The organism is Streptomyces sp. NPDC023723 (assembly GCF_040639815.1).
In the GTDB taxonomy this organism is placed as follows: domain Bacteria; phylum Actinomycetota; class Actinomycetes; order Streptomycetales; family Streptomycetaceae; genus Streptomyces.
In genome coordinates this window covers 24,803-37,968 of sequence record NZ_JBFAAP010000047.1, presented here as the reverse complement: position 1 = coordinate 37,968, position 13,166 = coordinate 24,803, and the positions used below count along the sequence as shown (strand labels likewise).

The 13,166-nt window shown below is 71.5% G+C and carries 10 protein-coding genes and 1 pseudogene; 3 read left to right on the top strand and 8 right to left on the bottom strand.

Annotated elements, in window-relative coordinates; genetic code table 11:
- Positions 1 to 3 precede the first annotated feature (3 nt).
- The 3 genes from AB0G32_RS32135 to glgA all read right to left on the bottom strand — a co-directional run bounded on the left by AB0G32_RS32135 (position 4) and on the right by glgA (position 5,224).
- A complete protein-coding gene (locus tag AB0G32_RS32135; RefSeq protein WP_361171367.1) occupies positions 4 to 2,610 on the bottom strand; it encodes a PA14 domain-containing protein in 2,607 nt (868 codons plus the stop codon).
- A gap of 193 nt (positions 2,611 to 2,803) precedes the next feature.
- Positions 2,804 to 4,024, bottom strand: a complete 1,221-nt coding sequence (glgC, locus tag AB0G32_RS32130; RefSeq protein ID WP_361171364.1) for a glucose-1-phosphate adenylyltransferase — start codon at positions 4,022 to 4,024, stop codon at positions 2,804 to 2,806.
- A gap of 39 nt (positions 4,025 to 4,063) precedes the next feature.
- Entirely contained in the window at positions 4,064 to 5,224 is a 1,161-nt protein-coding gene (gene glgA, locus AB0G32_RS32125; RefSeq protein ID WP_361171361.1) for a glycogen synthase, read from the bottom strand.
- A gap of 336 nt (positions 5,225 to 5,560) precedes the next feature.
- On the opposite strand from glgA, the gene AB0G32_RS32120 reads away from it, so the two are divergent.
- A complete protein-coding gene (locus tag AB0G32_RS32120; protein ID WP_361171358.1) occupies positions 5,561 to 6,898 on the top strand; it encodes a DMT family transporter in 1,338 nt (445 codons plus the stop codon).
- Here AB0G32_RS32120 and AB0G32_RS32115 read toward each other — a convergent pair.
- Positions 6,868 to 8,157, bottom strand: a complete 1,290-nt coding sequence (locus tag AB0G32_RS32115; protein WP_361171355.1) for a transglycosylase family protein — start codon at positions 8,155 to 8,157, stop codon at positions 6,868 to 6,870. The two genes, AB0G32_RS32120 and AB0G32_RS32115, sit on opposite strands and share 31 nt — an antisense overlap.
- A 289-nt stretch (positions 8,158 to 8,446) precedes the next feature.
- Here AB0G32_RS32115 and gndA point away from each other — a divergent pair, with 289 nt between their 5' ends.
- Positions 8,447 to 9,886 carry an NADP-dependent phosphogluconate dehydrogenase gene (gene gndA / locus AB0G32_RS32110; RefSeq protein WP_361171352.1) on the top strand — a complete coding sequence of 480 codons (1,440 nt, stop codon included), beginning with the start codon at positions 8,447 to 8,449 and terminating at the stop codon, positions 9,884 to 9,886.
- A gap of 518 nt (positions 9,887 to 10,404) precedes the next feature.
- Here gndA and AB0G32_RS32105 read toward each other — a convergent pair.
- The 3 genes from AB0G32_RS32105 to AB0G32_RS32095 form a co-directional block, all read right to left on the bottom strand.
- Positions 10,405 to 10,749, bottom strand: a complete 345-nt coding sequence (locus tag AB0G32_RS32105) for a GNAT family N-acetyltransferase (protein WP_361171350.1) — start codon at positions 10,747 to 10,749, stop codon at positions 10,405 to 10,407.
- A gap of 73 nt (positions 10,750 to 10,822) precedes the next feature.
- The gene (gene panD, locus AB0G32_RS32100; RefSeq protein ID WP_361171347.1) at positions 10,823 to 11,242 is read right to left on the bottom strand and encodes an aspartate 1-decarboxylase; all 420 of its coding nucleotides are present in this window, start codon (positions 11,240 to 11,242) and stop codon (positions 10,823 to 10,825) included.
- Positions 11,243 to 11,607: 365 nt separating this feature from the next.
- A complete protein-coding gene (locus AB0G32_RS32095) occupies positions 11,608 to 11,775 on the bottom strand; it encodes a hypothetical protein (RefSeq protein WP_361171344.1) in 168 nt (55 codons plus the stop codon).
- A gap of 70 nt (positions 11,776 to 11,845) precedes the next feature.
- Here AB0G32_RS32095 and AB0G32_RS32090 point away from each other — a divergent pair.
- Positions 11,846 to 12,689 (top strand): annotated as a pseudogene (locus AB0G32_RS32090) (IS5 family transposase).
- Here the strand turns inward: AB0G32_RS32090 and AB0G32_RS32085 are convergent.
- Positions 12,671 to 13,123 carry a DUF5959 family protein gene (locus AB0G32_RS32085; RefSeq protein ID WP_361171341.1) on the bottom strand — a complete coding sequence of 151 codons (453 nt, stop codon included), beginning with the start codon at positions 13,121 to 13,123 and terminating at the stop codon, positions 12,671 to 12,673. The pseudogene AB0G32_RS32090 and the gene AB0G32_RS32085 sit on opposite strands and share 19 nt — an antisense overlap.
- Between the last annotated feature and the right edge of the window lie 43 nt (positions 13,124 to 13,166).

The window sequence follows — 13,166 nt, the reverse complement described above, 5'->3', positions numbered from 1 at the left end:
CCGTCAGACACAGCCCGCGGGGGTCGCCCGCGAGATGTCCGCGATCAGTTGCTCGTGCGCCGCCTTCAGCCGCGCCACATCGGGCTTGACGACCTTGCGGTCGTAGGTCAGCAGCCCGTTCAGCTCGCCCTCGACATCGGTGATCTGCGTGTAGACGGCGCCGTTGCCGCCCTTGCAGGCCAGCGCGTGCACCTCGGCGAGCTTGGTGAGGTAGTCGTCGGTGTACGTCGCCGGGTCCACGTCGACGTACGACTGCTGCACCGACCAGGCGTGCCCCGGCACCGCCAGCCCCAGACCGCCGTACTCGCCGCTGACCAGGGCCCGTTCGCCGTCCGGCGACGGTGGCAGGGCCGGGGACGGATAGCCGTGCTCGTCCATGATGTCGCCGGCGCCGCCGTCGGCCCCGAGGTTCAGCCCGGACTGGTTGTTGACCAGCCGGGTCGGGTCCCAGGACTTGGCCTGCTCGGCGATCCGGCCGACGTCGTACTGGCCCCAGCCCTCGTTGAAGGTGACCCACATGATCACCGACGGGCTGCTGATGTGCTCGTCGATGATCTCCTTCATCTCGCGCTCGTACTCGGCGCGGGCCGCGGTGGACGGGTTGACGCCCGCCGTCATGGCCGGCATGTCCTGCCAGACCATGAGGCCCAGCCTGTCCGCCCAGTAGAACCAGCGGTCCGGCTCCACCTTGATGTGCTTGCGGACCGAGTTGAAGCCCATCTCCTTGTGCGCCTTCAGGTCGTACGCGAGGGCCTCGTCGGTCGGCGCGGTGTGCAGGCCGTCGGGCCAGAAACCCTGGTCGAGGGTGGCCATCATGAAGATCGGCTCACCGTTCAGCAGAGTGCGCGGGGTGCCGTCGACCTTCTCCACCGAGATCGAGCGCATACCGAAGTAGCTGCCGACCCGGTCCTTGCCGACGGTGACCTTCAGGTCGTAGAGGAACGGGTCGTCCGGCGACCACAGCCGCGGGTTGTTGATCTTGAGGGTGAGCGGTGTCCCGGTGCGGCCGGTCGCCGTGGCGACCTTGCGCTTGCCCTGGTAGGCGGTGGCGGTGACCTTCACGCCGGCGCGGACGCCCTGCGGCTCGACGGTGAGCGTGGACGCGTCCACGTCGGGGGTGAGCTTCAGCGAGTCCGTGTGGTCGGCGGCGACCGGCTCCATCCACACCGTCTGCCAGATGCCGGAGGACGGCGTGTACCAGATGCCGCTCGGGTCCAGGCGCTGCTTGCCCAGCGGCGGGTTCTCGCCGTCGGCGGCGTCGGTCGGGTCGTAGACGCCGACGATCAGCTCCTGGGTGCGGCCGGGCTTGAGCGCGTCGGTGATGTCGGCGCTGAACTTGTCGTAGCCGCCCTTGTGGTCGGCGACCTTGACGCCGTTGACGTAGACCTCGGACTGCCAGTCCACCGCGCCGAAGTTGAGGTTCAGGCGCTGCTGGGAGCCGACCTTCCAGTCCTTGGGGACGGTGAAGGTGCGGCGGTACCACATCCGGTCCTCGTGCCGCTCGATGCCGGAGAGCTGGGACTCCACCGGGTACGGGACCAGGACGCGCTCCTTGAGCTGCTTGCCGACCGGCGGCTGCTCGCCGGCCTCGGCGGCGGCGAACTGCCAGCTGCCGTTCAGGTTCTGCCAGTCGTCCCGGGTCAGCTGCGGGCGCGGGTACTCGGGGAGCGCGTTGTCCGGCCCGACCTCGTCGGCCCAGTCGGTGCGCAGCTCGTAGGTGGAGCGGTTGGCGCCGCTCGTCCAGAACGCGCTGACAACGTTGCCGTCGGCTGTCGTCAGGCCGCCCTGCCCGTCGTAGCGGATGTCGGCGGTGCCGGGCGCGGTGCCGGTCTTGTTGCCGACGACGGGCTCGTCGAGGGCGACCAGGAGGGCGTTCGGGTCGTCCGGGTCGGCCTGCGTCCCGCCCAGCGGCCAGGTGGCGCCGCCGATGACCGCCGTGAGGTGGTCGGTGAAACCGGCCGGGGGCGTGGCCACGGGGTGGGCGAAGCCGAGCTTGAGGGTGCGGCCGGTGGACAGGACGGTGGCCGAGGTGGCGCCGTCGTAGTCGTAGCCCTCGGGCAGCCGGAACGCCGACTGCGGGACCGCTTCCTTGGCGCCGCCGGGCTCGGTCCAGCGCAGGTGCAGGTTGGAGCCGCCGTAGTGCTCGAAGTACTCGAGCTTGATGTCGTAGGACTGGCCGGCTGTCAGGTCGATCGGCTGGGCGGTCTGTTCGCGGTCCCAGTCGTCGACCCAGTGGTCGATGGCGAGCTGTCCGCCGATCCAGAGGCGGAACCCGTTGTCGCCGATGACCGAGAAGGTGTGCGGGCCACTCTCCTCGGGGACCAGCCGGCCGGTCCAGCGGACGTTGACGTCGTCCGCCTGTCCGGTGGCGAACTTCAGGCGCGACTCCAGGTTGTCGAAGTCGACCTGCGGGTCGAAGCCGGTGGCCTTCAGCTCGTTGAAGTCGAAGGCGCCGGGGGCCGACTGGGTGTAGTACTCGCCCTTCAGGCCGTGGATGTCCACGGCGTCGTCGGCGGCCGCGTTCGCGGCGGGCACGGCGGCGAGTGAGCCGATGCCGAGCGCCGCGGCCAGCAGCAGGGCCAGGCGGTCTCTGAGTCGTCTGATGCGCACGGATCCTCTCCTTCGAGGAGGACGGGGGCGACCCGCACACCGACGTGATATTACATCGATGTAACGGCAGATGCATGACAACACGGATTCCGGTTGGCGTCCAGGGACATGACAAGGGCGGCCGCGGGCACCCGCGCCGGGCCCGGCCGGGCGGTGCACGGGACCGCCCGGCCGGAGTCCGGAACCCGGCGCGTCAGGGCACCCGCTGGCCCTTGCCGAGGGCGATCACCCCGCCCTTGGAGACGCTGTACAGCTCCGCGTCCCGCTCGGGGTTGACGCCGATCGTGGCGCCCGGCGGCACCTGGACGTTCTTGTCCAGCACCGCCCCGCGCACCACCGCGCCCCGTCCCACGTGCACGTTGTCGTGCAGCACCGACCCCTGCACCACCGCGCCCGGGTCGACCACGACGCCCGGCGACAGCACGGAGCGGGTGACCTGTCCCCGGATCAGGCAGCCGGCGCTGATGATCGACTCGCTGGCGATCCCGCCGGCGTTGAACCGGGCCGGCGAGAGCTGCCCGGAGGAGGTGTAGATCGGCCACTGGCGGTTGTAGAGGTTGAAGGCCGGCCGCTCGGCGATCAGGTCCATGTGGGCGTCGTAGTAGGCGTCGAGGGTGCCCACGTCCCGCCAGTAGCCCTGGTCCCGGCTGGTCTCGCCGGGCACGTGGTTCTCGCTGAAGTCGTACAGCCCCGCCTCGCCCCGGTCGGTGAGCTGGGGCAGGATCGAACCGCCCATGTCATGCGCGGAGTTCTCGTCCTCGGCGTCCCGGTGCAGCGCCTCGATCAGCGCCTTGGTGGTGAAGACGTAGTTGCCCATCGAGGCGAAGACGCAGGCCGGGTCGTCGACCAGGCCGGGCGGGTCGGCGGGCTTCTCCAGGAAGCTCTGGACCGTCTGGCCGTCGGAGCCCGGCGTGATCACGCCGAAGGACGCCGACTCGGTGCGCGGCACCCGGATGCCCGCCACCGTCACGCCCGCGCCGGACTCGATGTGCTGGGCGAGCATCTGGCGCGGGTCCATGCGGTAGACGTGGTCGGCGCCGAACACCGCGACGTACTCGGGCTGTTCGTCGTGCACGAGGTTGAGCGACTGGAGGATGGCGTCGGCACTGCCCAGGAACCAGCGCGGGCCCAGGCGCTGCTGCGCGGGGACCGGGGTGACGTAGTTGCCGAGCAGGCTGGACATCCGCCAGGTGGTGGTGACGTGCCGGTCCAGGGAGTGCGACTTGTACTGGGTGAGTACGCAGATGCGCAGGATGTCGCCGTTGACCAGGTTGGAGAGCACGAAGTCGACGAGCCGGTACGTGCCGCCGAAGGTGACCGCGGGTTTGGCCCGGTCCGCGGTCAGCGGCATCAGCCGCTTGCCCTCCCCGCCCGCCAGGACGATACCGAGCACCGAAGGACCTCCACGACGCATGGCCGCTCCCCTCCCACCCTCTGCGCGAGTCGCGCACCGTCACGCCTGTTTCAGCACGTCCTCGTAGAGCCGGACCGTGCGGCGGGCCACCGTGTCCCAGCCGAACTCGGCCACCGCCCGCTCGCGCCCGGCCGCGCCCATCCGCCGGGCCCGGTCCGGATCGCCGATGACGGAGTCCAGGGCCCGGGCGAGCCCCGCCTCGAAGTCGTCGTCCACGTCGACGAGTACCCCCGTTTCGCCGTCCGCCACGACCTCGGGGATGCCGCCGGTCCGGGAGGCCACCACGGGGGTGCCGCAGGCCATCGCCTCCAGGTTGACGATGCCGAGCGGCTCGTACACCGAGGGGCAGGCGAACACCGCCGCGTGGGTGAGCAGTTGCACCACCTCGGGGCGGGGCAGCATCCGCTGGATCCAGTGCACGCCGTCCCGGGCCCGGCTCAGCTCCCGGTGCAGGTCGCGGAACTCCCGGTCGATCTCGGGGGTGTCGGGGGCGCCCGCGCACAGCACCACCTGCACGGCGGGGTCGATGTCCCGTACCGCGCGCAGCAGATGGGGTACACCCTTCTGGCGGGTGATGCGGCCGACGAAGAGCACGTAGGGGCGGGAGCGGTCCAGGCCGATCCGGTCCAGGACGTCGGTGGCCGCGTCCGGCCGGTACAGCCGGGTGTCGATGCCGTTGTGCACGACGTGCACCCGGTCGGCGGACAGCGCCGGGTAGCAGCCGAGGATGTCCTCGCGCATCGCCCCGGAGACGGCGATCACCGCGTCGGCCGACTCGATCGCGGTGCGTTCCGCCCAGCTCGACAGCGCGTAGCCGCCGCCGAGCTGCTCGGCCTTCCAGGGGCGCAGCGGCTCCAGCGAGTGGGCGGTCACCACGTGCGGGACGCCGTGCAGCAGCTTGGCCAGGTGACCGCCGAGGTTGGCGTACCAGGTGTGCGAGTGCACCAGTTCGCGGCCGGCCAGGGCGTCGGTCATCGCCAGGTCCACCGACAGGGTGCGCAGCGCGTCGTTGGCGCCGTCGAGGGCGGACCAGGGGCGGTGCCGCCGCACCCCGGCGCCGTCGGCGCCGGACGCCTCGCCCCAGCAGTGCACGTCCAGATCGACCAGCGCGGACAGTTCCCGGGCGAGGAACTCCACGTGGACGCCCGCGCCGCCGTAGACGTCCGGCGGGTACTCCCGGGTCAGCAGTCCCACACGCACCCGGAACCTCCCGTCTCGGCGACTGGTCCCCACATGGTCACCCAGCGGGGACGCGGGGGGAAGAGCGCGGGGCGTTCGGCGCGGAACAGACGGGGAACGGGGGCGAGGAAACAGGCGGGGAACGGGGTGGGGAACAGACGGGGAGTGGGGTCGGGGTCGGCCCTGGGGAGGACCGGGCGACGGTCGTACTCCATCGGCAGTATGACCCAAAGAGTGCTCAGGGCTGACGACGGGAAGGAACGGGCGCGGCAAGGTGTTGGTCATGGAAGCCGACCGTTCGCCGCGCCGGGCCGGGCCGACCGGGCCGGGCCGCCGCCTCACGCAGAGGAGCAGCCGATGAGCGCCCTCGCGTTGTCCGTGGTGCTGTCGCTGGTGTCCGCCGTCGCCTACGCGGGCGGGGCCATCGTCCAGGAGCAGGTCGCGCTGTCCTCCCCCGACCGGCCGTACGCGCCGCTGCGCCGGCTCACCTGGTGGGCGGCGGTCGCGCTGAACGGCCTCGGCGGGCTGCTGCACGTGGTCGCCCTCGCCTACGGTCCGCTCAGCCTGGTCCAGCCGCTGGGCGCGCTGACCATTGTCTTCGCGCTGCCGATGGCGGCGCTGTTCGTGGGGCGCCGGGCGGGTACGACGGCCTGGCGGGGCGCGGTCATGGCGACGGTGGGGCTCGCGGGCCTGCTGGCCCTGGTCGGCTCGTCGGACTCCCGGTCGCTGGACACCGCGCAGCGCACGGTGGTGGCCCTGGTGACCGCCGGGGCGGTCGTGGCGCTGATGGTCGCCGGCCGGGCCGCGCACCGGCATCCGGCGGTGCGCAGCATGCTGCTGGCGACCGCGTCCGGCGTCGCCTTCGGCATGTCGTCGGTGTTCACCAAGACGGTCGCGGTGGACTGGTCCGGCGGCGTGACCGCGGGCGATCTGCCGTCCCTGGCGGTGATCGGGGTACTGGCCACCGCGGGCATGCTGCTGTCCCAGGCGTCCTACCGGGGCGCGGGCCTGGCCGCCCCGCTGGCCACCCTGACGGTGGTGAACCCGGTGGTGGCCGCGGCGGTCGGCATCACGATGTTCGGCGAGACCTTCCGCTACGGGATGCTCGGCACCGTGCTCGCCCTGGGCTGCGGGGTGGTCGCCGCGGGCGGTCTGATCCTGCTGACGACCGAGCGGATCACCCGGACGGAACGACAGGTTCCGTCGTCGGACGACGGAGCCGGAGACGGTGGCGGCGACGCGGCGGTGCCGTCCGCCCGCGCGGTGCCGGCCGGTGCGGAACCGGCCGGCCCGTCCTGGTCCGGCGACGCGGACGCGGTGCGCGCGGCGGGAGCCACTCCGCCCGGCGGGTCCGGGAAAGTACCGTCGGCGGGCCGGGCGCGGGATGCCGAGCAGGTCGCGCTGCCCGCCCAGGCACCGTCCCCGGCCGCGGAGACCGCGGCGCGGGAGGAGGCGTACCCGGAGGGGACTTACCCGCAGGAGGCGTACCCGGACGAGGCGTACCCGGACGAGGGGATACGCGGGGCGGGCGCGACCGCGCCCGCCGCCACCGCGCTGGTCCCCTCCCTGGTCTCCTCCTGCGGGGCCTGCGTCTTCGACGGCGTCTCGTACGTGCCCTACGCCCGGCCGGCCGGGCCGGACCGGCGCCGGGCGCGGGTTGCGGGTCAGATTTTTACCCCGCCGGCCCGCAGATAGGCCACCGGGTCGACGTCCGTGCCGAAGCCGGGCCCCGTCCGCACCTCGAAGTGGAGGTGCGGGCCGGTGCTGTTGCCGGTGGATCCGGACCGGCCGAGACGCTGGCCGGTGCTCACGCGCTGCCCGTCCTTCACCGAGATCGCGGACAGGTGCGCGTACTGGCTGTACCGGCCGTCGGCATGCCGGACCACCACCTGGTAGCCGAAGGAGCCCTCCCAGCCGGCGCTGACCACCTGGCCCGCGCCGACCGACTTCACCGGCGTGCCGGTCGGCACGGGGAAGTCGACACCGGTGTGGTAACCCTGCGACCAGGAGGAACCCGTCTGGTGGTAGGGCGTGCCGGTGGCGGCGTCGACGGGGGCGACCAGGGAGTGACCGGTGGCCGTCCCGCTCTTGCCGCTGTCCGAGGAGGACTTCTTCTCGGACTTCGGCTTCTCGGACTTCGGTTTCTTGGCGGCGGCTTTCCGCTCGGTCCTGGTTTCGGACGCCTTGGTACCGGACGCCTTGCCGGTCGGCTTGTCCTTGTCCGTCGCCTTTCCGGTCAGCGCCAGCCGCTGCCCCGGCAGGATCATGTCGGGATCGTCGCCGACCTCGTCGCGATTGGCGGCGTAGAGCCGCTGCCAGCCGCCCGACACCCGCTCGGTGTCGGCGATGCCGGAGAGGGTGTCGCCGGAGATCACGGTGTACATCTGGGACCGCCCGGCGCGGGACTGCGGGGTGCTCTGCGGCCGCACGTCCGCGGCGGCGCTCTTCCCGCTGCTCTTGCGCTGCTGCTGTTTCTTCTCGGCCGTGTCGCCGGTCTTGCTGTCCGTCTTGCTGTCCGTCTTGCTGCCGGTCTTCTTGTCGGCGCCGCCGGCCGGGTGGATGTCGGGGGTGTCGCCGCCCCGGGTCAGTCCGGCCCGCGCCGAGCAGACCGGCCAGGCGCCGGGGCCCTGCCCGTCCAGCACCTTCTCCGCCACGGCGATCTGCTGGTCCTTGGTGGCCAGATCCGCGCGCGGCGCGTACTGGGTGCCGCCGAACGCCTCCCAGGTGGACTGGGTGAACTGGAGCCCGCCGTAGAAGCCGTTGCCGGAGTTGATGTCCCAGTTGCCGGTGGACTCGCAGGCGGCCACCTTCTCCCAGGTGTCCACATCGGCCGCCTGCACGGTGCCGGTACCGATGAGCGGCAGCGCCATGCCCGCCCCGCCGGCGGTGACGGTCAGTGAGGCGCGGTTGATCCTGTTCGGCTGATACCGGCGGTGCCGGCCACGTACGGCCATGGACATCCCCCTCGACACTGAGTCAGGAGCGGCAGAGGCAAGCACTGGAACCGGCCATGACGATACGGGCCGCGGCCGTCCGGTGTGGCGGAATGGCGTGGAACCGGCGGTTGTTGGCCGGATGAGGCACGTGTCCGATGAGCCGTCGGGCCCCTCCCGTGCGTACCGGTGGGTGCGTCGGCCGTGCACATGCGGCCGGCGAACCGGCACGTCAGGATGGTCGGGCGGCGCCGTAGGCTGACGGGCACGACCGGCACCACCGACACTGAGGTCACTAGGAGCCAACGTAATGAGCACAACAGCGCAGATCGGCGTCACGGGTCTCGCGGTCATGGGCCGCAACCTCGCCCGTAACTTCGCGCGCAACGGTTACACCGTCGCCCTGCACAACCGGACGGCGTCGAAGACGCACGCGCTGGTGGAGGAGTTCGGCGGCGAGGGCGACTTCGTCGCCACGGAGACGGCGAAGGAGTTCGTCGCGGCGCTGGAACGCCCGCGGCGCCTGGTGATCATGGTGAAGGCCGGTGACCCGACCGACGCGGTGATCCAGGAGTTCGCCCCGCTGCTGGAGCCGGGCGACATGATCATCGACGGCGGCAACGCGCACTTCGCCGACACCCGGCGCCGTGAGCGGGAGCTGCGCGAGCAGGGCATCCACTTCGTCGGCATGGGCGTCTCCGGCGGCGAGGAGGGCGCCCTGAACGGCCCGAGCATCATGCCCGGCGGCCCCGCCGAGTCCTACGACTCGCTCAGCCCGATGCTGGAGAGGATCTCGGCGAAGGCGGCGGACGGCGCGCCCTGTGTGACCCACGTCGGTCCGGACGGCGCCGGGCACTTCGTGAAGATGGTGCACAACGGCATCGAGTACGCCGACATGCAGCTGATCGGCGAGGCGTACCAGCTGCTGCGGGACGTGGCGGGCTACTCCCCCGCGCAGATCGCGGACATCTTCCGCACCTGGAACACCGGCCGGCTGGACTCCTACCTGATCGAGATCACCGCCGAGGTGCTCTCCCACGTGGACGCGGCGACGGGTGAGCCGTTCGTGGACGTGGTGGTCGACCAGGCGGAGCAGAAGGGCACCGGCCGCTGGACCGTCCAGATCGCCCTCGACCTCGGGGTGCCGGTCTCCGGCATCGCGGAGGCGGTCTTCGCCCGCTCGCTGTCCGGGCACGCGGCGCTGCGCGAGGCGTCCCGCTCGCTGGCGGGCCCGAAGCCGGCCCCGCTGTCCGAGTCGGAGGCGGCGGCCTTTGCCGACCGGGTGGAGCAGGCGCTGTACGCCTCGAAGATCGTCTCCTACACGCAGGGCTTCCACGAGATCGCGGCGGGCAGCGAGGAGTACGGCTGGGACATCGATCTCGGCGCGGTCTCGGCGATCTGGCGGGGCGGCTGCATCATCCGCGCGGCCTTCCTGGACCGCATCCGCGCCGCCTACGACACCCGGCCGGACCTGCCGAGCCTGCTGTCGGACGAGACGTTCGCACGGGAGATCGCCGAGGCGCAGGACGACTGGCGCGAGGTGCTGGTCGCCGCGACCCGGCAGGGCGTTCCGGCCCCCGGCTTCGCCGCCGCGCTCGCCTACTACGACGCCCTGCGCGCCGAGCGGCTGCCCGCCGCCCTCACCCAGGGCCAGCGGGACTTCTTCGGCGCGCACACCTACCGGCGCACCGACCGGGACGGCTCGTTCCACACGCTGTGGGGCGGGGACCGGTCGGAGGTGGCCGGCTAGGACAGCCGGTCCACACGGGGGCCCAGTCATGGATGGCCGCCCAGGGCCCCTTGTGCCCGGACCCTGGGCGGCCGGCGCGCGAGGTCAGCGCAACGGCGGTCCGGGCTCCGGGCTCGGCACGGGCTCCGGGCCCGGCGGGATCGGCGACGGCGCGGGCCCCGGCGGGCCCGGGGGCTGCGGCGTCGGCTGCGGGCCCGGACCTGGAGGTTGCGGCGTCGGCTGCGGACCCGGCCCCGGCGGCTGCGGGGTCGGCTCCGGGCCGGGGCCGGGCGGTGGGGCCGGCGGGGCCGGGTCGGGATACGGCTGCGGCGGCTCGGGGTCCGGGCCCGGCGTCGGTCCCGGCGGAACGGGATCCGGATACGGGTTCGTCATGGCTCTGTCCTCCGGCCAGTGGCGGTCTGCGTCGGCTCTGGTGTACTGCCCCGCCTACCCGAGCGCCGCTCCGCCACTCACTCCCCCGTATGAAGCGGGGGACCCAGCCGGCCCCCGCTTCACACTTCGTACGGGTCGGTCCCGCGTCAGAACCGCCCGGGGTGCGCCCGCAGCCAGTCCTTCGCCGCCCGCAGCAGCTCCGGGTCGGCCGCCGGGGCCTCGTCGGGGTGCCGCTCGGCCCACTTGACGACGTACGGGCACAACGGCGCGACGGTGACGCCCTCGCGTCCGGCGAGGACGTACAGCTCACGGGCGAGCGACCCGGCGATGCCCTTGCCCTCGTGGGCCGGCTCGACGATGGTGTGCACCGGCACGAGGGCACCGGCGGGGGCGTCCAGCACGAAGTACTCGATCCGGCCGACGACCTCGCCGCCGGCCACCGCCTCCAGCCGGCCCGCCGCCCGGTCGTCACGGATCTCGATGTCGCTCACGGGCACGCTCCCTGTTCCCGGCGGCCGCACCGCCTTCGTCTCGTACTTGCCGTACCGCGCCGCACCCGCCGCGTCAGGCGGACACCGCCTGCGGGCTGCGCTGCTGGTCCGAGCCCGGTACCGGCTCGGCGGGGTCCGTGCCCAGGGCGACGATGCGGTTGTCGCGGTCCACGTGCACGACCCGCGGCTTCAGCGACCGCGCCTCGGCGTCGGTGACCTGAGCGTAGCTGATGATGATCACGAGATCGCCGGGGTGGACGAGGTGAGCGGCGGCCCCGTTGATCCCGATCACACCGGACCCGCGCTCCCCCTCGATGACGTAGGTCTCCAGCCGGGCCCCGTTGGTGATGTCCACGATGTGCACCAGCTCACCGGGCAGCAGATCGGCGGCGTCCAGCAGCTCGGCGTCGATGGTCACGGAGCCGACGTAGTGCAGGTCGGCCTGGGTGACGGTGGCTCGGTGGATCTTGGACTTGAACAGAGTACGCAGCACTTTGGACTCCTCGAAGACGGCTCCCTGCCTGCTTTGTGCAGGTCAAGGGCAGTCTCGACTGTACACCGGCACGCTCGAACAATGTTTGTGAGGAACATCGCTCCGGCCTGGCTGGACGGCTTCCCGCCTGGGGTTTTCCTTCGCACCGGCGCCTGTTGGGGCGACCGTCCCGGAACGCGCGGGGACTCATGCTGACCGGATGCCGGCTTACCTGATGATCTCTCAGGTAAGCGGGAGACCACTCTGCACACACGGACGACGTAAGCACGCACACCACCGCCCTGTCGAGCACGGCATCGCTCCGGTTCACGGAACACGGCTCCTTCGGCCATCAGCCGGTCGACGCTCGGCCGCGGTGCGCCCGGTCACAGGCGGGTGGTGAACCGGCCGTCGGGTAGTTTCCGCAGCCAGCCGCGGTCGACGAGTCTGACCAGCTTGCTGCGGAGCGGTTCCAGCTTGGCCTTCACGCTGATGTGCACCCCCACTACCTCGCCGACCTCGCGGGCCATGATCGGTCCGGTGGCCTGTCGCACGGCGGTGATGATGCGCTGTTAGAACTCCTAACGAAATGATCTTCGAGGTGGTTGGATCACTCCGAGGCCGATGATCTGGGGGTGCGGGGTGACTCGTCCGAAGCCATGGGAAGTCGACGACGGGCTGTGGGCGGTGATCGAGCCGCTGCTGCCCAAGGTCGAACGTCGGACCCGGCACCCAGGTCGCAAGCGGCATCCGGACCGGCTGGTGTTTCGGGCATCCTGTTCGTCCTGCACACCGGGATCTCCTGGGAACACCTGCCGCAGGAACTCGGCTTCGGCTCGGGTATGACCTGCTGGCGCCGCCTGGCCGAATGGACAGAGGCCGGGGTGTGGCCCCGGCTCCACGAGGTCCTCCTCGCCGAGCTCCGCAGCGCGAACGCCCTGGACTTCTCTCGGGCAGCCGTCGACGGCTCCCACATCCGGGCGTTAAAGGGGGCTCCAAGACCGGACGAAGCCCTGTCGACCGGGGCAGGACGGGCAGCAAGCATCACCTGATCACCGATGCCACCGGAATCCCCCTTGCCGCCACCCTGACCGGCGGAAACCGCAACGACGTCACGCAGCTAATCCCGCTGCTCCAGGCTGTGCCGCCCGTGCGCGGCAAGCGCGGCCGGCCCCGGCGCCGCCCGAAGGTGGTGCTGGGTGACCGTGGCTACGACCACGACAAGTACCGCCGCCTCGTCTGGGACCTTGGTGTGAAGCCGCTTATCGCACGCCGCGGCATCGAGCACGGCTCCGGCCTGGGCACCCAACGCTGGGTCGTGGAGCGCGCGTTCGCCCACCTTCACTGGTTCCGCCGCCTGCGGATCCGCTGGGAGATACGCGACGATATCCACCAAGCCTTCCTCACCCTCGGATGCGCGCTCATCTGCTGGCGCCGACTGGCAGCAGTTCAGCGCCGCCACTCATAGGCACCGGGTGAAGTCTGAAGAACTTCGCTCGGCCACTCCTCCCGCACCTGCTCGAGCAGCCTCCGTTGATCGTTGGGCCAGCCCTCTTCGAGACACAGGGGCAGGAACACAGACGCACCAGAGCCGGTCGCGTCCTCGATGCGCACCGCAGCCGTACCGTGCTCTTCATTGAGCGCCTGAAACTGGATCTCAGGGCTGCGGTCGTCGTCTGTCCAGCAGACGTCGCCGCCTAAGGCAAGCGTATCCAGAGCCTCTGACCAACTGGCCAGATCCTTGGGGAACAACGACAGTGCCAGGCGACCGCTCACAAAACCGCTCTCGATGAGTACCTCCGCATCAAGAACATCGTGGAGCGGCAGCACCCCTGGCATGCGACGGCCCAGCACCCGTACTCGGAAGCGATTGTCACCATCCGAGAGGTGGATCAGATCCACGGTGCTACCCCCGCCCTCCTTCAGCCAACACGGCACATCCTGC

What these genes read in the sequence shown, in the direction of transcription:
- glgC (WP_361171364.1), bottom strand. Translation starts at nt 4,024, where the DNA reads ATGCGTCGTGGAGGTCCTTCGGTGCTCGGTATCGTCCTGGCGGGCGGG.
- AB0G32_RS32120 (WP_361171358.1), top strand. Translation starts at nt 5,561, where the DNA reads ATGAGCGCCCTCGCGTTGTCCGTGGTGCTGTCGCTGGTGTCCGCCGTC.
- AB0G32_RS32115 (WP_361171355.1), bottom strand. Translation starts at nt 8,157, where the DNA reads ATGGCCGTACGTGGCCGGCACCGCCGGTATCAGCCGAACAGGATCAAC.
- gndA (WP_361171352.1), top strand. Translation starts at nt 8,447, where the DNA reads ATGAGCACAACAGCGCAGATCGGCGTCACGGGTCTCGCGGTCATGGGC.